This is a genomic window from Cellulomonas sp. McL0617, assembly GCF_049994875.1.
Lineage (GTDB): Bacteria > Actinomycetota > Actinomycetes > Actinomycetales > Cellulomonadaceae > Cellulomonas.
The window spans coordinates 1117509-1141656 of sequence record NZ_CP188256.1 but is presented as its reverse complement, the minus strand read 5'-3'; the positions used below and the strand labels follow the sequence as shown (position 1 = coordinate 1141656).

Below are 24148 nucleotides of genomic sequence, written 5' to 3'. Positions count from 1 at the left end.
CGAGCTCCGGCAGCGATCGGGCTGTGTGCTTCATCCTCACCGTGCCCCTCCCACCATGACGCTGACCCACGCCCACGGTAGGTCTAACCACGCTGCGGGCGAAGCAGCCGAGTGTCGAGCTCGGCCGAACGTGAGCTCATGCCCCACTGACGATCACGAGTTCGTTGCCTTCGGGGTCGGCGATGCGCCAGCGATCCGCGGACTCGTCCTCGTCGAGGAGCCGTCCACCGGCCGCAATTGTCGTCGCAAGGCGCGTTCGCGCGAGGTCCGACGGCACAGCGAGCTCGACATGGATGCGGTTGCGCTGCCGGCGCCGCTCCGTCTCCGATGCGTCAATCTCTTGGAAGAGCAGCACCGGGTTCAGGCGCCGCGGATCGTAGATGTCGCTGGCCCCGCTTCGTGGGTCGGGGATGTATCCGAGTGCGGCGACCCAGAACGCGCCGACCGCGGCGACGTCGGCGGCGTCGAGGAAGAGCTGAACGAACCGCGGCAGTCTCGGGTCCGCGGTGGCCCCGAGCTCACGGGCGGCGGTCTGGATCTGCGCGGCGAGCTCGGTGAAGTCGACCTCGAGGCCGTGGACGTCGTCCTCCCACTGGTCCTTGCCGCTGTCGATGATCACGAGCCCGGGGCGCAGGTCGACCAGCAGCGGGAAGCCCATGTCGTCCGACAGTGCCGCAACTGCCGCGGCCAGATCACCCTGCTGGGTCGGCGACGTGATGCGGTAGCACGCCATCGCGCTGAACACCGCCTGCCAGTCGGCGGTCTCGACCCCCTCGCCGAGCGCGTCACCCGGCACCAGGTCGACCTCGTTGCCGTCCGGGTCGGTGTGACAGACCCCGAAAGGTCCGAACGCCTCGCCGAGGCTCGCCTCCTCGACCGCCGCGGCCGGCCGCACCACGTCGAGGTGGATGCGGTGGCGCAACGGCCGCGGCTCGCTCGACTGGCGGATCCGTACCTTGGGGTCGCGCCGCAACGGATCGGTCAGACCGCCGTCCTGCCCGGGCGCGTAGTCGAGCGCGCGCTGCCAGAACGGGCTCACCACCGACGGGTCCACGGATTCGAAGACGACGCTCAGCTGCTGCAGCACGTCAGCGTTCGGGGCCAGCCCGAGATCCCGCGCGGCCGCCGAGACGGCCTCAGCGTGCTCGTCGGAGTCGAGATGCACCCGCAGGCCCGTCGCGCGCAGGTCGACCAGGATCCCGGCCGACAGCTCCACGCTGCGCCCGGCGAGCGCCGCCCCCTCGGTCATCGAGGGCGCGTCGAACCATGCCGTGGCGACGCCGTCGAGCACCCGCCAGTCCGTTCCGATCTGTGTCATGCCCGGCACTGTAGAGCCCATTCCGGACGATCTCCTTCCGGATAGTCATCCGGCGCCGTGGAACGCGCGGGCAGGGGAGCTGGTCGCGACGATGTCCATGCGCCCGCTGCGGATGAACGCGGCCGCGCGGGTGATCGCGTCGAGCATCGCCTGGTCCGTCGACATCCGTGCCCGGTGGGGCGAGACCTAGCCCCACAACTGCATCGGTGGAACGCTCGTGTGCAACCGACGAGCGGGACGGCCCTGGCGGAGTCACATGACAGATGGCGGCACCATCGCGGTCAACGGCGTCGACGCCACCTCGGGCGGCTACCTGACCGAACCCTTGTCGGTGGCCGAGGTCGCATCCCTGGCGCTGGGCACGTCGACCTCCTCGGTCGACGCGGCCCAGGCACGTGCGAGGGTCCGCGACGCCCACGAGGCAGTGCTCGGAGTCCGGTACGGCATCGACCCGCTCGACCTTGCCCAGGCCGGCTGGGGCGTCGTCCTCGCCCCCGGGCTGGACCCCGCCGTCACGGAGGCGCTGTCCCCGTTGCTCGAGCTGCGTCGCGAGCAGGCCACGGCGACCTACGAGCGCCGTTACCGCGAGCTGCACCTGCTGCCCGGCGAGTCCAAGGGGGAGCTACTGGCACGGCACGGCGTCGGTCCCGGTCCGGCCAACCCCGATCTCGTCCCGTACTACCTCCTCCTCGTCGGGAGCCCCACGTCGATCCCGTTCCGCCTTCAGCAGCAGCTCTCGGTCATGTACGCCGTCGGACGGCTCGACCTGCCGACCCCCGAGTCGTACGCGCGGTACGCCCGCGCGGTGGTCGAAGCGGAGACCGCCGTCGCGCCGACCCGCTCGGTCGTGCACCTGTTCGCGCCGCGTCATCCGGACGACGCCGCGACCGAGCTCAGCACCGATGCGCTCGTCGAGCCCCTCGGCCGGCGGTTCACCACCGACCTCGCCGGTTGGGAGGTCGTCGCCCACGAGGGTGACGCCGCGACCGCGACCGTGCTGCGCGGGTTGCTCACCGCACCGCAGGCGTCGAGCCTGCTGGTCACGGCCACACACGGCGTCGGCTTCCCGCCCGGCGACCGTCGCCGCACGGACCACCAGGGCGCCCTCCTCTGCCAGGGCTGGCCCGGCCCGCTGGCCCGGGTACCCGTCGAGCGGGACGACTACGTCGCGGCGGACGATCTCGGGTCGCAGGACACGATGACTGGCATGGTCGCGTTCAACATCGCGTGCTACGGGGCAGGTTCCCCCGCCGCGGGGGACGATCCGGCCTTCAGCGCGGCGCTCGCGCGACGCATGCTGTCACTGCCGAGCGGCCCCGCGCTCGCCGTCGTCGGCCACATCGACAAGGCCTGGGGCTGGTCGTTCCACTGGCCCGGCGCAGGATCGCAGATCGAGGCGGTCGCGAGCAGCCTGCTCGCGATCTGCGCCGGGCAGCCCGTCGGCCACGCGCTCGACCACCTCCATCTGCGGTACGCCGAGCTCGCCGCCGAGCTCGGCGAGCTCCTCGAGTCCAAGCGCGAAGGCCGCCGGATCAGCGACGAGGCGCTCGCCAACGCGTGGACCGCCACGAATGACGCCCGGGACTACGCTCTGCATGGGGACCCGGCGGTACACCTCAACCCCTCCACGTATCAGGACGCACCCAGCGGATCTCTCTCGTAGGTAGGCGAGTACCCCCTGCGGAGGACCTGATGGCCACCGAGTACGCCGAGCTAGAGATCGGGCTGCACCACCGGGACGAGGCGACGTGGGCTGTCGAGCTTCGCTTCGACCAGCCCGGGCCGGACGCCGAGGTCCTGCTGCAGGACCGTGCGGTCATCACCGACCTCGACCTGGGCAAGCTCCGTGAGCTCGAGGACCGGCCTGACGAGTACGGCCGCGTCCTTGGCGGGGCGGTCTTCGGTGCCGGGGCCGTCCGGGACGCCTACAGCCAGGCGTACGCGGCGGCGCTCGACCACCGCCGCCAGCTGCGGGTGCGGCTGTTCATCGGTCAGAGCGCCCCGGAGCTGCACTCCCTGAGGTGGGAGACGCTCGCAGACCCGGCGGACGGATCGCGCCTGACGGTCGACCAGAACGTGCTCTTCTCGCGCTACCTCAACAGCTACGACTGGCGGCGCAGCGTCGGCGCGGCGTCATGGACGGGGCTGCGGGCCCTGGTCGTCGTCTCGGATCCGCACGACCTGTCTGAGTGGGACGTCGGGCGCACGCTCGCACGCGTCGACGTCGAGGCCGAGGTCGCCCGTGCCCGCACCGCGATGGACCAGATCGCCGTCACCAGCCTCCCCGGCGACGGCGCACCCACCGTCTCCGAGCTGTTCGAACACCTCGGTGGCGGCGTCGACGTGCTCTACCTGGTGTGCCACGGCTACCGTTCGGGCGGCTCAGCGCGCCTGCTGCTCGAGCAGGACGACGGCACGGCGGACAGCATCAACGCCTCCGACCTCGTCGAGCGGATCCGCGACCTCCCTCAGCCGCCGCGCCTCGTCGTCCTCGCTTCGTGCCAGAGCGCCGGGAGCGGAGGGCAGTCGCACTCCGACGACGGTGGCGTCCTGGCCTCCCTCGGACCCCAGCTCGCCCAGGCGGGAGTGCCGGCCGTGCTCGCTATGCAGGGCGACGTGTCGCTGGCGACCGTGCAGACGTTCCTCCCCGTCTTCTTCAAGGCGTTGCGGGAGGACGGCCAGATCGACAGGGCGATGGCGGTCGCGCGGAGCGGGGTCCGCGACCGAGCCGACTGGTGGGTTCCCACATTGTTCATGCGGATCACCAGCGGGCGTCTGTGGTACTCGCACGGCGAGAGCGAGAAGGGTCCGTTCTTGCAGTGGGAGTCCCTGCTCGACCAGATCGAGCAGAAGAAGTGCACCCCGCTGCTGGGGCCCGGCCTCACCGACTCGCTGCTCGGGCTGCGCAGAGACATGGCCGGTGCGTTGTCCCGGACGTACCGCTTTCCCCTCGCGCCGCACCGCGCCGAGGAGATGCCGCATGTCACGCAGTACCTCTCCGTGGTTCACAACCCGAACTTTCCCCGTCGCACGCTGCTGAAGTGGCTGAGCCTCTCGATAGTCGACCGCTACGGTCCGCAGCTGCCTGCAGCCCTCGCGAGCGGGAAGCTCGCCGAGCTCGACGAGCTGGACCTGGCGCGCCGGGTCAACGACCAGATCAGTGCCGCGTGGGCAGTCAGGCACGAGAAGAACGGCGACGACCCGATCGACGCGCTCGCCCGCGTGCCGTTCCCCGTCTATGTCACGACACAGATGTCCGATCTCCTCGGCCACGCCCTGCGCGACGCGGGACGCGAGCCGGTCGTCGAGCTCTGTCGCTGGCGCGACGGTACGGAGGACGACCCGATCGACTGGCCGCAGTCCATCTTCGAGCGTGAGCCCGACTACGTGCCGTCTCCCGCGCGCCCGCTCGTGTTCCACCTGTTCGGGCACCTGAGCGTGCCCGAGTCCGTGGTCCTCACCGAGGACGACTACTTCGACTTCCTCATCGGCATCAGTGCTGACGCGAAGGCGGTCCGGATCCCCGAGATCGTGAGGGCCAACCTGACGAACTCCGGGCTGCTCCTGCTGGGCTTCCGACCCGACGAGTGGGATTTCCGGGTGCTGTTCCGCAGCATCGGGCACTTCCCCGGAGCCAAGCGACGGGGCAGGTACACGAACGTCTCCGTCCAGATCGACCCGGAGGAAGGCGACGCGACGCAGGCCCAGAAGGCCCGGATGTACCTCGAGAAGTACCTCGCCGAGAGCAAGATGACCGTCTTCTGGGGCAGTTCCGACGACTTCCTGCGCGACATCGGCCGCCGCTGGGACCACAGGGCGAACCAGGACACGCCATGACGACCAGTGCGCCCCTCGCCGAGCGGACGGGCCGCGACGCGCAGGCCAACCCGTTCGTCGGCCCGCAAGCCATACCGCTCGGCACCCCCATCTACGGCCGCAGCCGCGAGACGGCCAGCCTCCTGAACCTGCTTGTCGCCGAGCGCATCGTGCTGCTGTACTCCCCGTCGGGCGCCGGGAAGACCTCGCTCGTCAACGCCGGCCTACGCCCCGCGCTCGTCGAGGACGACTTCGAGGTGCTGCCGGTCGCGAGTCTCCGCCACGAGCCCGGCCGGCCCGGCGCCATCCCCCGAAACCGCTTCTCGCTGAGCATCATGAGCTCCCTCGAGCAACGCCGCCCGGCTGACGAGCAGCTCTCGCAGGACGAGCTCTCGTCCCTGACCCTGCACCGGTACCTCAGGACCCGCACCGACCTCGACGACCAGCCCGGGAACGAGGTCCTCATCGTCGACCACTTCGAGGAAGTGCTGCGCGTCGACCCGATCGGCCTGGACGCCAAACGGGAGTTCTTCGTCGAGCTCGGCGAGGCTCTCGCGGACCGGGGGCTCTGGGCTCTGTTCGTCATGCGGGAGGACTACCTCGCGAGCCTCGACCCGTACCTGCGCCTGATCCCCACGCACTTCCAGGCGCAGTACCGCCTCGACCTCCTGCAGCCCGACAGTGCGCGGCAGGCGATCGTCAGACCCATCGAGGCCGCGGGCGTGCAGATCGACGACGACGCGGTCACTCGGCTCGTGGACGACCTGCGCCGGGTGAAGGTGCTGGTGGGCGACGAGGTCCGTTCGACGGAGGGCCCCTACATCGAACCGGTGCAGCTCCAGGTCGCCTGCCACCGCCTGTGGGAGGGCCTGGCACCCGGGCAGACGCGCATCGGGGTCGGTGACGTCGAGTCGCTCGGCGACGTCGACTTCGCTCTGCGGACCTACTTCCGGGCGTCCATGGCCAAGGTCGCCGAGGAGACCGGCGTGCCCGAGCGCACTCTGCGGGACTGGTTCCAGCACGAGCTCGTGATGCCGAACGGCCTGCGTAGCCAGGTGATCACCGGCCCAGGCGGACCCGACGTGCTGGCCAGGCTCGTCGCCACCCACCTGCTCAGGGCGGAGGATCGCCACGGCGCCACCTGGTACGAGCTCTCCCACGACCGTCTGGTCGAGCCCGTGGCGGCGGACAACGCGCTCTGGGCCGACGAGAACCTCACCGACTTCGAACGCGACGCACAGCTCTGGGACGACCAGCGCAGGCCCGACGGGCTCCTCATGGCAGGTGACGCCCTGGCCGCGGAGGAGCTCGCCGTCGCCGAGGGCCGAGCCCGGCACAACCCCGTCGAGCAGGCGTTCGTCGCCCGGAGCGTCGAGGTGCACGCGGCCCGTGAGCGGGAGAGACGTTCGGTCCGCAACACCCGCCGAGCACTGGTCGTCGCCCTGGTCGGGCTGCTCGTCGCCGTGGTCGGCGGGGCGACGGCAGTCGTCTTCGGCGTGACCGCCTCGAACCAACGGCGTGCTGCGGCCACCACCGCCGTCGTGGCCGCGGGAGAACGGATGGTCGATGCGGACCCGGAGGCCGCTCTCATGATCGCCGCCGACGTCATGCCCGACCACGGTGCGCTCACGCCACAGGTGCGCAACCTCATCGGCGCGGCCGTCATCGCCGGTCCGGTCGCCGGCGAGGTGCTGGGTCCCAAGGGCCTCACGACCTCGAACCTCGCGACGAGCCGAGACGGTCGATGGACCGTCATCTCCGTCGCCCCGCCCGCCGGTGCCCCGAAGGCGGCAGCCGGTCCGGGTCCGCAGATCCTGGTGCTGGACACGTCGACGGGCGCCACGCTCGACGCCACCGACGTCGGCGACATCCCCTCCTCCCTCGGTGTCTCCGACGCCGGCCAGGTTGCCTGGATCGACGCCGGCGGCGCCGTCTGGTGGTGGGACCGCGACGCGGGCGAGGCTCCTCGGAAGTTCAGCACCGACGCCATGGCGCTGGGAGTCGACGACTTCCCGTACTCGCTCGTCGTGGCACCCGACGGCACGAGTCTCGGCCTCGTGGTGTGGCACATCGACAAGGACGGCGGGTCCTCCCAGCAGATCGCCACGTTCGCCACCGACGGCACGCCGATCGGTGAGCCCTACGCCACCGACGAGAAGGACGCCTACGTCAATGCGTGGTCATGGGACGGCGACCTGTGGGTGGTGGGCACGAGATCGGGCGTCACGCTCGGACGGCTCGGCAGCAGCACGCTCGCCAAGCTTCCCCTCCCCGCTGCCGACGCCAACGGGTTCATCGTCGAGACCTCTCGCGACGGCACCAAGGCCTTGGCTGCCGACGGCAGCGGCCACTTCTACGTCTGGGACACGCTGACCCGTGAGCTCGTGTGGGACCAGGCCGTCGGCGGGACGCTCGCCGCGCTCAGTGCCGACGGCTCCCTCCTCGCGGTGACGCGGCTCGACGGCACGGTCGAGGTGTACGACATCGCGACCCGGACCCTTCAAGGCGAGTTCGATCTCGCCGACCGGAGCCAGACGAACGCGCTGTGGTTCCTCCCCGACGGGCAGAACCGACTCGTCACCATCGACTCCTCGGGGCGCACCGTGATCCACGACTGGCGCTCGGAGGGTCACATGACGCACCCCGTGCGTAGCGTCGCGACGACGCCCGGGCACGTGGTTGCGGTCAACACCGACGGTGGGACGACCATCTGGAGCCCGGACGGGCACATGACCGCGTCGCTCCCGACCGGCCCGAGCACGGGAAACATCGTCTTCTACGACAAGGGCACGGTCGTCGTCGCCCGCGCCTCGACGGACGACAACGGCACTACCGCGGCCACGATCGACGCCTGGCGCGTCGACGGCAGCAGCAAGGAGGCCACCGCCTCGATCCCCCTGGAGGGGATGGACACGATCACCGTCCTCGCCGCAGCGGGCGACGGGAGCGGCCTCGCCGTGTCAGACGGAAACTGGGTCGAGGTGCTGTACCCGGACTCGGACGGGTGCACCATCGATGCTCAGAGCTCGGGAGGCGTCGTCGGACTCGACTACACGGACAACGACACGCTCGTCGTCTCGAGCCGGCAGTCGGTGACCGAGTACGACCTGAGCACATCGGACTGCCCGAAAGTCTCCGAGCTGCCCACCACGGGCGACGTCCTGGACTCGGCAGTCGACCCCGTCACCGGAAACGTCGCGGTCCTGGGCTACCGGGACGACGTGCAACTCTTCGCCGACGGTGTCGAGCAGGGCAGACCGCTCCCTGTTCCCCCAGGGACCAAGGCGCAGGAGATCGCGTTCCTCCCCGGCGGCGACAAGCTCGTCGTCCGGAACATCGACGGCGCGGTCCGCATCTACGACGTGCAGGAGCGCACCCTCGACCCGCTGCGACTGGAGCCTGGACCCGTCGCGCACCTCGCCACCGGGCCGGACCTGCTCGTCATGGCCGTGCGCTGGCGTGCGGCCCCGGTCGCCGTCCCGCTCTCGGACGGCTCGCTCCGCGCGATCGTCCGCGACCGTCCCACCCACACCCTCACCGACGGCGAGTGCGAGCGGTTGCTCGGCAAGCTCTGCGGCCGGTGATCCCCGAAGGAGTCCCCATGCCCCCGACCGACCGACCGGACTATCCGCTCGCCGAGGTGCTCTGGCGGCTCGGCGAGGAGCTGCGCGCGGTCGCCTCCTTGGGGGACGGGGCCGCGCGAACGCCGATCGTCGAGGTCACGACCGCGACCGCGACCCTGACCGTCACCGTGGCCCGCGACGCCAAGGGCGGGCTGTCGTTCGGCGTCATGGGCGTCGGAGCGGAGCTCGGTGGCGGCGCCTCGAAGTCGACGACGACCGAGCTCACCGTCGACTTGAAAGTGGCGCAACGGACCGGCGCCGACGGCGTGGCGCGCTCGGCCGTCTCGTTCGGGCCACCTCCGCCGCCGAACGAGTAGAACGCACCGGCCCGCCTCGAACGCGTGCCCAGCGGCCTCCATGAGCCCGGCTACGTCGCGGCGTGCGCTGGGCATGGGCCGACCTTGCTCGGCAAGAACCGCCGCCGGCGCCGCAGCGTTTGGACCGGCACGCGATCGCCCGGCTGACCGTCGCTCTCTCCCTGGCCATGGTGGCGGTCTGTGGCGTGCCATTGCGGCCGGACGGTGCGGCGGAGCAGCAGGTGCAAGGCCTTCTGCTGGCCGCTGCGGTTCTGCTGGTGACGGACGTCCGCCGGGCGGTGACCGCGACCCGGCAGCAGATAGCCAAGAAGCTGACCGCCAGCACCTGACCTCCGGCGCCGCCGCACGGCTCGCGGGCAGTCCTCGTGGCCGAGCAGGCGAATGTCACCTACACCGGTCGATGCGCTACAGCTCGGCGGACGGGCGGGGGGTGGCCTCCAACGAGGTCGTTCCCACCTGAGCCAGCTCGAGCCGCCCCCCAGATCAGAGCGCAGTCACCGTGGCGGCAGGTACCGGGAACCGAAGCGGCGGCGGCGGACATGGTGGGCGAAGCGGGGATCTGACCAGTGAGCCTTCCGTGAAGGTCACGCGGGCGTCGTCAGCCACTGCTCGAACGCGTCGAACGTCGTCGGCCTGCCCAGGAACCGCTCGACCAGGTCGGCGGCGTCGGCAGTGCCGCCCGGCGCGAGGATGGCGTCCCGGTACCGGCGGCCCATCTCGGGGTCCATCAGGTCCTCGCCGAACGCCGTGCGCAGGTCCTTCGCGATGACCAGGCTCCAGAGGTAGGTGTAGTACGCCGACCCGTACTCCGGCAGGTGCCCGAAACCGCTCGACATGTGCGTGTCCGGCAACGGCGTGTACGGGCCGAAGCGGGCGTCGATCTCGGCGGTGTACGCGTCGAGGTCCTCCGGCGGGGCAGCGTGCAGCCCGTACGAGAGCGCGGTGAAGTTGAGCTGGCGTCGCGCCCACGCGCCGCGCCCGAACGCGTCGGCGGCGCGCATCCTGGCCACCAGGTCCGCCGGGATGGGCGTGCCGTCGACGTCCGTCGCGAACGCGCGCAGCACGTCGGGGTCCCAGGCCCACTCCTCGAGCAGCTGGCTGGGCGCCTCGATGAAGTCCCATTCGGTCGCGACGCCCGCGAACGCCGCCCAGCGCTGGCCGCCGCCGACGATCTCGTGCACCAGGTGACCGAACTCATGGAAGAACGTCAGCACGTCCTCGTGCTCCAGTGTGCCGGCCGGCAGGTTGCAGACCAGCACACCCTCTGCCAGGTGCCGGCCTGCTACTCCCGGGACCAGCGGGAACTGGGCATCGTGGGTGAACTTGCCCGGCCGCGGGTGCATGTCGAGGTACACGCGGCCGATCCGCCCACCGTCCGACGCTACGTCGTACACCTCGACGTCCGGGTGCCAGGTCGGCGCGTCGACGGGCGTGAACGTCAGATCGAGGAGCCGGGCGACGGTGTCCATCACGCCGGTGCGTACCGCGTCGTATCGGAAGTACCGGCGAACCTCCTGGGCGTCGACGCCGTGCTGCTCGCGGCGTACGACCCGCTCGTAGTACAGGTTGTCCGCCGGCGTCACTACGGCCGCGTCGGGATCGTCGAACCGCAACCGGGCCAGCAGGACGCGGACGTCACGGCGGGCGGGCTCCGCCGTCAGCGCGTCGAGCCGCTCCACGAACGCGGCGATGGCCTCGCCGGAGCCGATCATCTTGACTTCGGCGTCGTAGGTCGGCCAGTCCGTGTAGCCGAGCAGCGTGGCGCGCTCCGCCCGAAGCCGCAGCAGCTCCGCCAGGACCGGGGCGTTCTGCGGCCAGCCGATGCGCAGCCATTCACCGGTGAGCGCCCCTCGCACCCCGGCGTCATGCGTGTACGTCCGCACCGGGACCAGGTCCGGGTACTCCGTCGTGAGGGTGACGAGGCCGTCGTCCGCCGCAGGGTGCTCGGCGCGGAAGTCGTCAGGCAGACCGTCGAGCTTGTCAGGTCGGACCCGGATGCTGCGCGTGCCCTCGCGGATGTTCCTGGAGAACTCCAGGCCCAGCGCCGTGCACCGCTGGGCCAGCGAGCGCAGGAGGTCCCGCTCCTGCTCTGGACGGTCGACGCCCGTGCGGCGGAAGTCACGCAGCACGTGCTCCCGCAGCCGGGCCGCCTCGGTGTCGAGGCCGTCGGCGCTCGTCCCCGCCAGCACCCGCCACAGCGCGTGGTCGAGCCCCCGCTCCGTCGCGAGGTCCTCGGCGGCCCGCGCCCCCGTCTCGGCCGCCGCGCGCACCTCAGGGTCCGGGTGCACCTCCGCAATCAGATGGGCTGCCGCCGAGGCCCGGCCGAGAGCGACGTCACACTGGTTCCACACGCCCAGCACCTGCGCCGTGGTCCGCTCCGAGCCATCCTTCAACGTCGCCAGACGGTTGCGCGCGGCGGCCAGAGACGCGCCGACGGCGTCCGCGAGGAAGGCGTGCCAGTCCCCGGCGAACGCGGGGAAGCGAGTGAGGTCGGCGGTCATGACTCGACGCTACACAGCACGGTGCACCGGCAACGCAGCCATTTTCTTCCCCGTCAGACGAGCGGCTGAACACGCGATCGCCGAGCTCCACTGAAGCGCCCCAGGTTTGAATCCGCTCCCTTCTCAGTCACCGACCAGGAAGGATGGTCTCGTGCCCAAGAGGATCGATCCGGAGCTCAAGGCGCGTGCTGTGCGTCGCTGCCTGAGGCTTCCGAAATGGTTTCCGGGAAACCGAATTCCGATCGCGAGAGACACTGCACGAAATCCCGGAGTAGTGATCCGGTCCCGCCTACGGTCAAATTGCCTAACTCGTAAACCACGGTCTCCAAGACACCTCGGAATAGGCCCTCATGCGCCGCTCGCTCCCGACGCCGACCCAGGGGGCATGACCGCAGCATGGGCCAACAGGCATGTTCCACTACATCGACGAGAGCAACCGACCGGTCAAGGACTCCGCGAGCTGGCGTTGAACGCCGACGTAGTGGCCGGTACGCGCCGGTCAGACAATCACGAGGGTCACACTGTCGCGGGAACCGGCCGCCCGGGGAACAGCTCGCGGTACTGCCGGGCGTACTGCCGCCGACCGACGATCCGGTACAGCAGCTGCACGGGCTTGGGTACGCCCTCGAAGAACTCAGCGCGGGCGGTCGGCTCGGTGTTCGCCAGCAGCATCCCGAGCTGCGGCATCAGCCGCGACTTCGGGATCGCCCCGATGCTGTGCTCGCCCACCTCGTTCCACTCCCGCTGAGTCAGGGTCTTCTCAGCGACGGGGACCACTTCGAGCACCTCGCGCCGCAGGTGGACCTTGAGGACGTCGAGCATCCGCTCGTAGGCGACGGCGAGGTCCTCGCCGTCGCTCGGGTCGCCGCTCACCTGCCAGCGCTCGAGGAGCGGGCTGGCCTCGTGCAACAGCTCCTGGACCTGCGCGTGGTGCGCCCGCATCTGTGCCACGTGCAGCGCGCATGACGGCGCGCGCTGCTCGAGCTTGTCCCAGAGCAGCTCGTCTTCGCTCTGGTGGTGCACGTGCAGCGTCGCGTCGAGGTCCGCGAGCCACTGCCCGACGACGGCACTGCGGCGTGTGTCCCCCGCCGCCGCGCCTCGCACGAGCCCCGGCGCCTCCGCGTAGGCCCACAGGAAAGCGTTGTGCAGGACCCGCATTTCCTTGCCGCTGCACAGCGCGGGCCCGTCCGGCACCGGCGGCGCCGTCTCGCCGGGCGCCGGGGCGTAAAAGTCGACCATCACAACCTCCGACGACATCGTCAATGGGGTGGTCCGGGCCGCGTCAGTGCCGCGGCCCGTCAAACTGGACGATATCGCCACAAATACCCCACCGGAAGGGCGCACCGACGGGGCGCAAGCGAGCCTCGTGATCCGCGCGGTCGATCTCCGGCACCGGGGCGAGCGGCGCCTGCCTTCACTGTGCACTTCGTCGTCGCGACGACGAAGCAACGCACAGCGGTGACCGGCCGGCGGCCGACGGGCGGCGGCCCGGCTAGAGGCCCAGTGAACCGCGCAGTCCTCGGTCGATCTCTCGCATCAGCGCGAGCGGGGTCTGCCCGGCCTGCTCGGTGAGATCGGTCTTGTTCAGGGTGACCACGGCGGTGACGTTCGCGATCGAGTCGCGGGCCAGTCCCGTGGCGGCGGCCGGGAGGAACACGTTGCCGGGCATCGTCGCGAGGTCGGTGTTGGAGGTGAGCACCAGCGCCACGACCGTCGCGAGCCGGCTCCGGTTGTAGGTGTCTGCCGAGATGACCACCACCGGTCGCCGTTTCGCCGGGCGAGATCCGACCGGTGCGCCGATGTCTGCCCAGTAGAGCCCACCTCGTTCGATCACCAGTCGCCGGCCTCGGCATCGAGCACGCGGCGTCCAGCCGCGGCGGCGTCCGACGCTGAGTCGTCGACGCCGAGTGCGTCCACAGCGGAGTCGATCTGTCGGGTCACAGACTCGGCGTCGAGCTCGTCGAGATAGCGCGCCGCCGCGCGAGTGAAGAACTCCGAGCGGCTCATCCCGAGATCACGGGCTCTCTGGGAGGCCTTCTCGAAGGTCTCGTCGGGGATCGAGATCGCTGTCTTCACGGACCGAGTATAACTCGGTTATACCTTCGGCGGCGGTGATCCGTGATCGACTCCAGCCTTGCCCGTACTGCTCGGTGGGTCGAGTGGGCTGTGGGTGGTGTTGCGTCAGAGTTCGATGCAGTAGTGGACCTGGGTGTCTTGGGTGACGAACCCGGCGCTCTCGTAGCTGCCGAACTCCTTGCTCGAACTATCAGCGTCGACCCGAAGGCTTGCCCGTCCGTAGCCCTGGTCCTGCGCGGCCCGAAGCGTGTGTGAGATCAGGGCTTCGGCCACGCCGCGCTCCTCGTCAGCGGGCCGTGTGGCGATGACCCTGAAGTACGCGTCACGGATGCCCGTCGCCACCGTGTCCGCCTCCCACGAGACGACCAGGAGGACGCCGGCCGGCGTCCCGGTCTCGACGTCACGGAGCAGGAAGCTCAGCTCGGGCCGGAAGCTGGCGTTCACGGCCCAGACCTTCCACTCCTCGGCACTGAGCGGCGACCTGCCCACGTCGTGCGCGGCCTCGTTGCGGACCGTGCGGAACTCCTCGTCGGTCGCAGCCGTGTAGCCCTCGATCCGCAGGCCGTCGGGGATCGGGGCGTCCGGAAGGGCGGTGCCGAGTGGATGCCTCATGTGCCGGCTCCGTTTCGTCGCCGTCATTCCTGCCGCACGGTAGAGGGCGACGGCCCCGTCAACGTGCTCGCCGTAGATGGATTCAACGACCAGCTGGAGCGTGGGGTGATGCAGTTCGTGCAGCTCCTGGGCGCTCGCCAGCCCGTGCTGCATGAGCTTCATCCCGAGCCCCTGGCGGCGATGGGTGGGACGGACGGCGCCGGCCGCCTGCACCCGGTGGACGATCTCGGCCATCGGTTTGTAGTGGACCGCCGAGAAGCCAAGCATCATCGCGCTGTCGAACACCGCCAGAGTGGACGTCCGGAGGTCGTCGACCGGCGAGTCCAGCTCCTCGGCCGCGTCCTGCTCGGTGTACTGCCCCCAAACGTGGTCCTCAGCGTCGATCGCGTTCAGGAGGTCGGCCATCGCCGCGGCGTCGGACACGGCCAGCGGGCGCCAGACGAGGGTCTGCGATTCGACAGTCATGATCGGAACCCTATGGAGGCGGGCGAGGGCCGTCATCGCGATTTCGGGCCACCGCACCCTGCGCGAGCTCGATCTCGAGCATTCGGCCGACCATGAACGCCAAGCACCCGGCTTCGGGAGTGCTGCTCAGGACACCATCGACGTGCGAACGGCCCGCCAAGGGCGGAAGGCGCAGCTCTTCTCTTTGCACGGTCAGCTGCGGGCGGCGACCCCCCACGCCGGGTCAAGCTCGAGCATCGGGGATAGCGATACCGGGCTTGGGTCGGTGCCGTTCGAGCGCATCGTCCAAATGTCGGCATGGACGGGGCCGGACACGGGCCGGTCGAAGCGGGTGAATGCGATCCGACGACCGTCGGGCGACCACGCAGGGTTGAACGAGCTGACAGTCCCTCCCGTGGGCGAGGTCACGTGGACGATCATGCCGACGCAGATGTCGACCGTCGGACAGGTCGCCGGCACGGTAGTGACTGACCCGACCGACCCGACCGACCCGACATCTCGAGGCGTCTCGAACACGACGAGGTCTCGTGTGGGTCCGGACCTGGCCGGCGAGACCGACGGAAGGTCAGCGTGCAGGTCCCACGGCGTCAGCTGATGCTCGGAGCCGTCGTGGTCGAGCCGGAAGACCGCCGCGGTCTCGTCGGATGCGACCCGAAGGAAGACCATGTAGCCGCGCGGTGCAAAGGTCGCCACGTAGTCCTCGTACTGACCGTCGATGCCGGTGCGCGAGATCCGTGCCAGGTGCGAGCCGTCCAAAGCGGCGCTGTAGAGGGCAGCCGATGCGGCCAGCGGTGTGAACGGTCCGATCACTCGCGTGAACACGAGGTGGCGGCCATCGGGCGCCCACGAGGGTGTGAGGTCCTGTGCGCACGGGTCGGTGCAGCCGAGAGGGACGGCATGCTCTCCCGCACCTTGGCTGCCGACGAGCATGACGTCGACCCGTCCGTCGGGATAGTCGCGCTCGAAGGTGACCATCTTTCCGTCCGGGGATATGTGCGGGTGGATGTCCGCGACCCCGTCTGCGGGGTTGGTCAGCACGCGGACTCGCTTGCCGTTGGGGTCAGCGCTGACGATGTGAGCGGTGGCCTGTCCCTCGAGGTACTGAGTCCAGACGACTCTGGTGGCGCTTGCCCGATCGTCTCCATGCGCACCGAAGCGCGCCGGCGAGGCGGCGGCTGGCGGCAGGGGTGTGAACGAGAGCCCGGCCAGGCCGAGCAGGGCGCTGGCGAGGAGGGTGCGGTGGGTGCGCATGGGTGTATTCCGTCCGGAGTGGAGGGATCCGCGGCGCGCGATCTCAGGCTCGTGCGCGTGTGCGTCTGGGCGGCCACTGAGTCGGTATGCCCATGACGCTCGCTCCCTCCGGGTATAGCCCTCGACAGTCTGAGGCGACCACCCTTTTGTTGATGGAGTTCCCGCTCGAGCCGGTGCCTCACCACTACCCATTCCCTGACACCGGTCTCGGGGCTCGTTCCCTCCCGATTCCTGGCACACGACGCGGGTTCGGCCCGGAGTGAGTCAGCACCATCGAACCGCAATCGCATTAGGGGCCCACCCCTGCTCGACAAGGAGCGCTCCCGTTCCCGGTTCACCATGCACCACTTAGTCGCCATGACGAAGAAATGCACACTGCAGCGGCGACGAGCACAGCGGTTTACGGACGGACCGATTCGTCCTCCAGTTGAGGCAGATGCCCCATGACGTGGTGTGACACCGGCGGGAGTCTGGTGCCACGAACCGGCGATGGAGGCACTGATGACTCTCTACATGGATGTGCACGAGGCCCTCCCGGAGGGCACTACGGCCGCGGACGTGGCTGGCGCGCACGCGCAGGACCTGCTGGTCCAGGCAAAGTACGCCGTGAGCTACCGCAGCTATTGGGTCGACGAGGCCAACGGCAAGGCCTGGTGCCTCGTCGAGGCGCCGGACGCCGAGTCCGCGGCCGCCGTTCACCGGGAGGCCCACGGGTTGGTCGCCGACCGGCTGTTCCCCGTGGTCGAGGGGCAGTGATGTCCGCCAGCACGCCGCGGGCCGTCGCCGAGGACGCGGAGACGGCCCCGTGGCTCCCGGAGGGTGACGGCGAGTGGATCAACGGCTACGGGGTGATGGGTCTGTCCTTCGCCTCGGGCGACTACCTCGTGCTGCGCTGCATGACGGCCGCCAGCTTCGGCGCCGGCTACCGCGCGGTGTGGCACCGGAGTCCCGAGGGTGACTGGACCGTGTACTCGACGGCCGACCCCGAGCACAGCTGCGAGCGCTACATCGGCGCCGCGCTCAGCCATCCGTCGGTGCGCTCCGACATCGCCGTGGAGTGGCTCGACGACGTGACGTTCCACGTGCGCGTCGGTGACACCCTGGAGTGGACGGTCGCCCTCGGGCGCAGCGTCGTCACCCGGATGATGTCCACGCTGGGCCGGGCGATGCCGATGTGGATGTGGAACAGCCCGGCCGTTCTCGCGCTGCTCGGCCCGATGGCGGGCCTGATGCTCGGCGTCGGCACGGTGCGCCTCGCCGGCGAGATGCCCAACGGGCAGCACTTCACGGCGGCACCGGTGCGCATCTGGACGATCCGGGACAGCCGGGCCACCTTCGCCGGCCGGGACCTCGGCGGTCCACGATCCCTGCGGGCGCAGGCGCGCATCGGCGGCTTCTGGCTGCCTCAGCACGGCATCTTCATGCAGGGCTTCGGTCACTTCGACGCCTTCGACCCTGCGCGACACGTCTCGGCGGCCGAACGCCAGCGCGAGCTGCTCGAGTCGGCAGCGTGAGTGCCCGGCCCGGGTAGACGATGAGGCTGTGTCTGGTCCCGCTGGCGCGGGTGCAACGCGCCGTACCGAGCTGCTCGCCGCGCTGTCGATCGCGATCGACCTGGGGCTGGGACAGCCGGCAGAGCACGTGCTGCGGTCGGCGGTCATCGCGACCAGGCTGGCCGACAGGCTGGGGCTGACCCGCACACAACGGGACACCACGTTCCACACCACGCTCGTCATGTGGATCGGCTGCCACGCCGACTCGCACGAGTACGTGCGCTGGTTCGGCGACGACATCGACGTCAAACGAGCGGCGTACCTGGTCGACTGGGCGGGCCTGCCGTACATGCGGTTCCTGATGGGCAACATCGCCCGCGGCGCGCCGCTGCCGCAACGGATCAAGGTGATCGCGCAGCTGATGCGCAGCCCCAGCGGGCAGCTGGGTGCACTGGTGCACTCGCACTGCGCCTCTGCGTCGCTGCTGGCCGCCGAGATCGGGCTGTCGGCGCGCGTCCAGGCCGTGCTGAGTGCGACCTTCGAGCGGTACGACGGAGCGGGCGCCCCGCGCGGCCTGGCGGGTGACGAGCTGCCGATCGAGATGCGGGTGGCGCAGCTGGCGGATCTCGTCGAGGTGCACGACCGCACCTATGGGCCCGGCGGGGCCGAGCACGTGGTGCGGTCTCGACGTGGAGGCCAGTTCGACCCCGCGGTCGCCGATGCGTTCCTGTCCGATCCGACGGCGATGCTGGCCGCGCCGGCGCACGGCAGCTACTGGGACGCCGCCCTCGCGGAGGCCCCTGACAAGTCCGCGCTCACGGCTGTCGAGCTGGACCGCATCCTGGTCGCGCTCGGCGACTTCGTCGACCTCAAGTGCCCGTTCACGCTCGGCCACTCACGGGCCGTCGCCGATCTCTCCGCGCGCGCCGCGGGGCTGCTCGGACTGGACGACGCCGACGTTCTCGCGCTCCGCCGGGCCGGCCACGTTCACGACATCGGCCGGATCGGGGTCTCGAACCGCATCTGGGAGAGCGCAGCGGACCTGTCCGCGGAGCAGTGGGAACGCGTCCGCCTGCACCCGTACCTGACCGCGCGGATCCTCGACCGGGTCAGCGGTCTCGGCGATGTCGCACGGATCGCGGCGAACCATCACGAACAGCCAGACGCCGGTGGCTATCCGCGCACGCTCGCCGCCGCGTCACTGCCCCTGCCGGACCGGGTCCTCGCCGCGGCAGTGGCCTACGAGTCGGCGCTGGAGCCGCGCCCGTACCGCCCGGCGCAGTCGACCACCCAGGCCGCGGAGCGACTACGAAGCCGAGCCGCGGCCGGTGCGCTGGACGACGCCGCGGTCCGCGCGGTGCTCGCTGCGGCGGGGCATCCTCGCGCGAAGCGCACGCCGCGCGAGGACCGGCTCACGCCGCGCGAGGTCGAGATCCTGGTGCACGTCTCGCAGGGCGAGTCGAACCGGCAGATCGCACAGCGGTTCACGCTCTCGGAGAAGACGGTGCGCAACCACGTGGAGCGGATCTACGCCAAGCTCGGCGTGAGCAACCGCATCGGGGCCAGCTTGTACGCGCTGGAGCATGGGTTCGTGCCGGCGCAACCCCATCACTGATCGGACCCGTGCCCCGCGATCATGGAGCGCCGGCAGACGCGGAACCCTCCCACTTCGGGAACCATGCCCTACCGGGTGATCACCATCGTGAAGCCGCCCGGAGCGACCGGTGCGTTCACCCGGCCGTGGGAGCCGACGACGGTCTGCACGAGCCGCCCCTGCGGGTCGTAGGCGTAGGCGACGATGGTGCCTGCGCCGACGGTCACCGACTGGTGGCGCGGGCGGTCCGCGAAGCTGCGCAGCAGCGCCTGCCCCTGCGAGCCGGACCCGCGCAGTACGACCCACTCGAGCTCGGGCTGGAGCAGGACGCCGTCCACGCGGGCGGGGCGTCCGTCACCCACGTAGGACAGGGTGAGCGAGCTCGGTCCGGCCGCGACCGGACGCTGGGTCGGCTGCGACCCGACGTCCAGGAACCCGGGCACGCTCGACACACCCTGCGCGCCGGCGCCGCCCTGGTACTGCACGCCCGCCGAGGCGCCGCCCAGGGTGAGCTGGGTGCCGACGGACCGTGCGGGAGCGATCTGGTGGTCGAAGACCGGCATCACGCGGTACCGGTCCGTGGTCGGGAGGTCGACCGGGATCGTCAGCTTGCCGCCCGAGGTCAGGGACACGTACTGGTCGCCGCTCCACTGCGACTCGCCGGTCCAGGAGTCGGTCGGGTGCACGACGGCCGCGGACCCGGACAGCTGCCCCGACTCCGCCTCGGTGTACGACCAGGTCACGCGGTCGGCGACGTCGCTGTTGCGCGCCATGGCTGCGACGTCGGGTGCGGCGTCGAGGGCGAGCATCGACATCACGCCGTGGATGGTCGACTCGGCACCGGAGTTCAGGTTGACGTCGCCGGTGGGGCTGATCCCGTCGAACGTGACCCCCGTGCTCGGGTCGTACATGGGCCGGTGTGCCGGGTTGTTCCCGAAGTACCAGGCGGCCGCGACGCCGGCCAGCTGGCGGAACGAGGTTTGGTGCGTGGCGCCGGCCGTGCTCAGCAGGTTCCGGAGCGTCACGTCGGCGCCGTAGGCGATCTGGTCCCGGTAGATGGGGGCCGGGAGCCACTCGTTGTCCGGACCGCCCTGCACGAGCAGATGGGGTGTGAACTGCGCCGTCTCGCCGACGGCCGTCCGCGTCCAGTCGTCGTGTCCGAGCGCAGAGCCGGCCGCGGCCAGTGCGCCGGCCATCTCGGCTCCCCAGGAGTGCCACAGCGACCGGGACTGCGTCCACGGCAGCAGGGCGCCGAAGGGCCACCCCGGTGTCGTCATCGCGGCGACGCCGTCGGCCAGCTCGGTCAGGTCCCGCCGGGCCCGGGCGTCGCCGCTGGCCCGGTAGTAGGCCACGAGGCCGTACAGCGCCTCGGAGGAGATGTCGGCGCCGTCGCCGATGAGCCAGGACGGCCACCGGAGGCCGTCGACGACCTGCCACGTCCCGTAGGTGCTCAGGTCCTGGCGCTCGACGGCGTCCAGTGCGAGGTCGAGCCGGTCGCGCAGGAACGCCGCGAACTGCGGGTCCGCGGTCTGGAACGCCGCGTACCCGACGCCGAGCGCCCAGATGGTGCGCCCGAGCCAGAACGACGAGCTGCTGTCGGACGGGTCGGGGGCGTCCGGCGGGTCGGCGCTCGGGTGCAGCGTCCCGTCGGGCTGCATCCACAGGACCACGTTGCCGACGTCGGGCCCGGAGTCGTCCTGGAGGTAGGTCAGGCCGCGCAGGAGTGCGCGGGCCTGCTCGCGGGCGTGGTCGTCGCCGAGCTGCTGCCACGCGGTCGTGTAGGCGACCGCCGCGCGGCTGATGTCGTCCGCGTCGTAGGCGCCCTGACCATAGGTGTTCGTCGTGGCGTCGTACTGGCCGCCACCGACCCGGCGGTAGCTGCCGTCGGCCTGGTGGTCCGCGTAGACCCACAGGGCACCGATGCCCGGTTCCTGCGCGAGGCGGTACGTGCTGTGGCCGGCCTGCGCCGGCGGGTTCACCGTGTCTGTCAGGTAGTCGAGGTGCGCGAGGTTGGTGAGCCGGGCTGACGGGCTCGCGGTCGCGGCCTGGGCCGGCGCGCCGGGGAGAGCGCCGACCAGCGAGGCGGCGACCAAGCCCGCTGTGACGAGCGAGGCGGCCCAGGTGCGTCGTGGCGTCGCGGACATGTGCGTGTCTCCTTCATCGGTGGGCGAGATCGGAGTGCCCGAGCACGGGCCGTGTCACCGGCGCAGGTCCGACCAGCGCTCGCCCGGGCGGAACGTCGCCACACCGAGCGTCGAGTCCGACTGTCCGTAGTAGGCCAGCCAGCGGTCCCGGAACCAGACCAGGGCCTCGACGAAGGTGACGTTCGAGACCAGCCCGCTGAGGTCCTCCGCCGTCGTGGGCTCGAGCCACGGCCGGGTGAGCTCCGCGAGGACCTCCGTCGGCCGCGCTGGGTCGAGCAGCACCTGGCCGGCGGTGTACCGGACGCTGCCGTCGGGGTTCTTGGTCGCGGCGTTGTGGATCAGCAGGACCAGCCCGTCGTCCGTGACGAGCGGCGGGGGGCCGACCTCGACGAGGAAGTCGCTGAACGTCCCCGGGCGCGGCGCCAGGACGGGCGGCTGGTCGTCCGTCGTCATCGGTGTCCAGTGCAGCAGGTCGCTGGACGTCGCCGCCCAGATGGAGCCCTCGCCGAAGTACATGAGGTACCGGCCGTCCACGGGTTGCGCCAGGATGCCGCCGGCCTTGGACCACGGCCCGGGCCGGCCGTGACCGCGCGGTTGGAACGTGTCGAAGTCGGGGAACATCGGCCCGTGCTTGGTCCAGGTGCGAAGGTCGGGCGACGTGGCCAGGCACAGCAGCGCCGTCTCGCGGTCCCACCCCGAGTACGTGAGGTAGTAGGTGTCGTCGACCTTCGTGACCCGAGGGTCCTCCACGCCGTAGCGGTCGTAGTCCTCGCTCGGCGACAGGACCGGCTCGGGTTCACGCTCGAAGGTCGTCCCGTCGCTGCTCCAGGCCAGGCCCACGTGGGACACGATGTCCTGGGCGTGGGCCCGGTAGAGCAGGGCTACGCGGTCGTCGACGACGGCTGCGGCCGGGTTGTAGACGCTTCCCGACTCCCAGCCGTCACCCTGCGGCACGAGGATCGGGTTGCCTTCGTACGGGGTGAACGGGCCCAGCGGGAAGGTGACTGGTCCGGTTGCCAAGGTGTCCTCCTGGGGTCGGGGTGGGGCGGCTCGTGTCAGCCCTTGACGGCGCCGCCGACGGCGCTGGCGACGAGGTAGCGCTGCAGGAACACGTAGACGACCAGCAGCGGGGCGGCCACGATGATGGTCGCCGCGGCCAGCAGGCTCCACTGGCTGACGTAGGCGCCCTTGAAGGCGAAGAGCCCCAACGTCACCGGCGACTTGGCCTGGTCTGGGAGCAGGATCGTCGCGAGGATGATGTCGTTCCAGACGCCGATCGCCTGCAGGATGAACACCGTGGCGAGCACCGGCTTGATCAGGGCCGGCAGGAAGCCGAACAGGTAGCGCAGGTACCCGACCCCGTCCAGCGCGGCGGCCTCGTCGAGCTCCTTCGGGATGGACTTGAGGTAGCCCGCGATCAGCAGCGGCCCAACGCCGACGCCCGAGGCCATGATGAGGATGTAGCCCAGGCGGGTGTCGTACAGGTGCAGCCTCAGGGTCAGCTGGAACACGGTGACGAGCGTGTTGGGCAAGAACAGCATCGAGACGAACAGCGCGTACCAGAGGCGGGTGTGCTTGAGGTAGCCGCGTGAGACCGGGAAGGCCACGAGAATCGAGATGACGGTGCCGACCGCCGCCGCGGAGAAGGTGTACAGCACGCTGTTCAGCGCGTAGCTGGCGAAGTTCCCCTCTCGCCACGCCGCGCCGAAGTTCGACAAGAGGGGTGAGTGCACGAGCCCGGTCGGGTTGCTGAAGAACTCGTCGTTGCTCTTGAGTGCCGTGTTGAGCAGGTACAGCAAGGGGTACAGGTAGATCAGGACGACCACGGCGAGCAGCGCGTAGCTGAGAAGCTTGCCGGGCGTGAACCCGCGCCGACGCCGGTCGAGGGTCGCCGGGGGACGCGGTTGACCCGTCGCCACCGACGTGGTCGTGACGCCCGTCACGAGGTCGCTCACAGTGCCGTCTCCTTCCGGCGCAGGTACGCGTACGTGGCCACCGAGACGATCATCACGATGACGAACTGGACCATCGAGATCGCTGCGGCGTAGCCCTGCGACTGCACCGCGCCGCCCTGCGCCCCGCCGAAGCCCTGGGTGAAGATCGCGAGGGAGAGCACCTGGGTGGCCGGATTGATCGGACCGGTGAGCACGTAGATCAGCTGGTAGCTCTGCAGCGCCCCGATGATGCTCAGCAAGGTGTTCGCCGTCACGGCTGGAGCCAGCAGTGGAAGGGTGACGAAGCGCAGCCGCTGCCGGGACGAGGCCCCGTCGATCCCAGCCACCTCGTACAGCTCGCTGGGGATGGACTGGAGTCCGGCAAGGTAGATCACGACGGCCACGCCGATGCCGGACCAGACACTGACCGCGATGACCAGAGCCATGGCCAGGTGCGGGTCACCGAAGAACGCGGAGGACGAACCGAACGACTTCCAGACGCTCGCCGCGGGACCACCGCTCGGGTTGAAGATCAGCGTGAAGATCAGTCCGATGACCGTCACGCCGAGGATCGTCGGCATGAACACGACGGCACGGGCGAAGTTGCGTCCCCGCAGCCGCTGGTTGAGCAGCACGGCGATCAGCAGAGCGAGAGTGTTCTGGATGACCGTCACGGTGATCGCGAACACGAACGTGTTCTTGAGCGCGTGGACGTTGTACGCGATCTGCGCGGACGAGAAGAAGGTGCGGTAGTTCTCCAGGCCCACCCAGTGGGTCGGCAGGAAGGGCAGCGAGCGGATGTCGGTGAACGAGATCACCAGGATGCCGACGGCCGGGACGAGCGAGAACACCACGACGAGGCCGATGCCGGCCAGGAACGTCAGCTGCGCCGTGGACCGGCGCCCGAAGATGAACGAGTTCTGCTGACTCATCGGTGGTGTTTCCCCTCGACGGTGAGCGGACGGGTACGTCGACCTCCGGACCGCCCGGCGCTGCGAACCGGC

The 24148-nt window shown here is 70.3% G+C and carries 19 protein-coding genes; 8 read left to right on the top strand and 11 right to left on the bottom strand.

The window, feature by feature from the left end:
- Positions 1 to 136: 136 nt before the first annotated feature.
- A complete protein-coding gene (locus tag ACPPVS_RS05105; protein ID WP_426594950.1) occupies positions 137 to 1318 on the bottom strand; it encodes a VOC family protein in 1182 nt (393 codons plus the stop codon).
- Between the two features lie 256 nt (positions 1319 to 1574).
- Between ACPPVS_RS05105 and ACPPVS_RS05100 the strand changes: the two genes are divergently transcribed.
- The 5 genes from ACPPVS_RS05100 to ACPPVS_RS05080 all read left to right on the top strand — a co-directional run bounded on the left by ACPPVS_RS05100 (position 1575) and on the right by ACPPVS_RS05080 (position 9403).
- On the top strand, positions 1575 to 2981 hold the full coding sequence (locus tag ACPPVS_RS05100; RefSeq protein WP_426594949.1) for a hypothetical protein: 1407 nt from the start codon (positions 1575 to 1577) through the stop codon (positions 2979 to 2981).
- A 29-nt stretch (positions 2982 to 3010) separates the two neighbouring features.
- On the top strand, positions 3011 to 5155 hold the full coding sequence (locus tag ACPPVS_RS05095) for a CHAT domain-containing protein (protein WP_426594948.1): 2145 nt from the start codon (positions 3011 to 3013) through the stop codon (positions 5153 to 5155).
- Positions 5152 to 8718, top strand: a complete 3567-nt coding sequence (locus ACPPVS_RS05090) for an NACHT and WD repeat domain-containing protein (RefSeq protein ID WP_426594947.1) — start codon at positions 5152 to 5154, stop codon at positions 8716 to 8718. Before ACPPVS_RS05095 ends, ACPPVS_RS05090 begins: the two co-directional genes overlap by 4 nt.
- 17 nt (positions 8719 to 8735) lie before the next feature.
- Positions 8736 to 9074 (top strand): trypco2 family protein, encoded by a 339-nt coding sequence (locus tag ACPPVS_RS05085; protein ID WP_426594946.1) that lies wholly within the window; start codon positions 8736 to 8738, stop codon positions 9072 to 9074.
- Positions 9075 to 9136: 62 nt separating this feature from the next.
- Positions 9137 to 9403: a hypothetical protein gene (locus ACPPVS_RS05080; RefSeq protein ID WP_426594945.1), complete on the top strand. Its 267-nt coding sequence runs from the start codon at positions 9137 to 9139 to the stop codon at positions 9401 to 9403.
- A 255-nt stretch (positions 9404 to 9658) separates the two neighbouring features.
- Here the strand turns inward: ACPPVS_RS05080 and ACPPVS_RS05075 are convergent, their stop codons facing one another.
- The 6 genes from ACPPVS_RS05075 to ACPPVS_RS05050 all read right to left on the bottom strand — a co-directional run bounded on the left by ACPPVS_RS05075 (position 9659) and on the right by ACPPVS_RS05050 (position 15979).
- Positions 9659 to 11575, bottom strand: a complete 1917-nt coding sequence (locus ACPPVS_RS05075; RefSeq protein WP_426594944.1) for a M3 family metallopeptidase — start codon at positions 11573 to 11575, stop codon at positions 9659 to 9661.
- 516 nt (positions 11576 to 12091) lie between these two features.
- Positions 12092 to 12814, bottom strand: coding sequence for a hemerythrin domain-containing protein (locus ACPPVS_RS05070; protein ID WP_426594943.1), 723 nt, complete (start codon positions 12812 to 12814; stop codon positions 12092 to 12094).
- Between the two features lie 253 nt (positions 12815 to 13067).
- Positions 13068 to 13409, bottom strand: coding sequence for a type II toxin-antitoxin system PemK/MazF family toxin (locus ACPPVS_RS05065; RefSeq protein WP_426594942.1), 342 nt, complete (start codon positions 13407 to 13409; stop codon positions 13068 to 13070).
- Positions 13406 to 13651 carry a ribbon-helix-helix protein, CopG family gene (locus ACPPVS_RS05060; RefSeq protein ID WP_426594941.1) on the bottom strand — a complete coding sequence of 82 codons (246 nt, stop codon included), beginning with the start codon at positions 13649 to 13651 and terminating at the stop codon, positions 13406 to 13408. Before ACPPVS_RS05060 ends, ACPPVS_RS05065 begins: the two co-directional genes overlap by 4 nt.
- 105 nt (positions 13652 to 13756) lie before the next feature.
- Positions 13757 to 14728 carry a hypothetical protein gene (locus tag ACPPVS_RS05055; RefSeq protein WP_426594940.1) on the bottom strand — a complete coding sequence of 324 codons (972 nt, stop codon included), beginning with the start codon at positions 14726 to 14728 and terminating at the stop codon, positions 13757 to 13759.
- A 192-nt stretch (positions 14729 to 14920) separates the two neighbouring features.
- Positions 14921 to 15979 (bottom strand): TolB family protein, encoded by a 1059-nt coding sequence (locus ACPPVS_RS05050; protein ID WP_426594939.1) that lies wholly within the window; start codon positions 15977 to 15979, stop codon positions 14921 to 14923.
- Positions 15980 to 16480: 501 nt separating this feature from the next.
- On the opposite strand from ACPPVS_RS05050, the gene ACPPVS_RS05045 reads away from it, so the two are divergent.
- Genes ACPPVS_RS05045 through ACPPVS_RS05035 form a run of 3 tightly spaced genes read left to right on the top strand, consistent with a single transcriptional unit; the run spans position 16481 to position 19087 of the window.
- The gene (locus tag ACPPVS_RS05045) at positions 16481 to 16735 is read left to right on the top strand and encodes a DUF4242 domain-containing protein (protein WP_426594938.1); all 255 of its coding nucleotides are present in this window, start codon (positions 16481 to 16483) and stop codon (positions 16733 to 16735) included.
- The gene (locus tag ACPPVS_RS05040) at positions 16735 to 17493 is read left to right on the top strand and encodes a hypothetical protein (RefSeq protein WP_426594937.1); all 759 of its coding nucleotides are present in this window, start codon (positions 16735 to 16737) and stop codon (positions 17491 to 17493) included. Before ACPPVS_RS05045 ends, ACPPVS_RS05040 begins: the two co-directional genes overlap by 1 nt.
- Before the next feature lie 28 nt (positions 17494 to 17521).
- A complete protein-coding gene (locus ACPPVS_RS05035; RefSeq protein WP_426594936.1) occupies positions 17522 to 19087 on the top strand; it encodes an HD domain-containing phosphohydrolase in 1566 nt (521 codons plus the stop codon).
- Between the two features lie 68 nt (positions 19088 to 19155).
- On the opposite strand, the gene ACPPVS_RS05030 is transcribed toward ACPPVS_RS05035, so the two are convergent.
- Genes ACPPVS_RS05030 through ACPPVS_RS05015 form a run of 4 tightly spaced genes read right to left on the bottom strand, consistent with a single transcriptional unit; the run spans position 19156 to position 24076 of the window.
- On the bottom strand, positions 19156 to 21210 hold the full coding sequence (locus tag ACPPVS_RS05030) for a hypothetical protein (protein WP_426594935.1): 2055 nt from the start codon (positions 21208 to 21210) through the stop codon (positions 19156 to 19158).
- A 54-nt stretch (positions 21211 to 21264) separates the two neighbouring features.
- Positions 21265 to 22230: a glycoside hydrolase family 130 protein gene (locus ACPPVS_RS05025; protein WP_426594934.1), complete on the bottom strand. Its 966-nt coding sequence runs from the start codon at positions 22228 to 22230 to the stop codon at positions 21265 to 21267.
- A 35-nt stretch (positions 22231 to 22265) separates the two neighbouring features.
- Positions 22266 to 23165: a carbohydrate ABC transporter permease gene (locus tag ACPPVS_RS05020; protein WP_426594933.1), complete on the bottom strand. Its 900-nt coding sequence runs from the start codon at positions 23163 to 23165 to the stop codon at positions 22266 to 22268.
- Entirely contained in the window at positions 23162 to 24076 is a 915-nt protein-coding gene (locus ACPPVS_RS05015) for a carbohydrate ABC transporter permease (RefSeq protein WP_426594932.1), read from the bottom strand. Before ACPPVS_RS05015 ends, ACPPVS_RS05020 begins: the two co-directional genes overlap by 4 nt.
- Between the last annotated feature and the right edge of the window lie 72 nt (positions 24077 to 24148).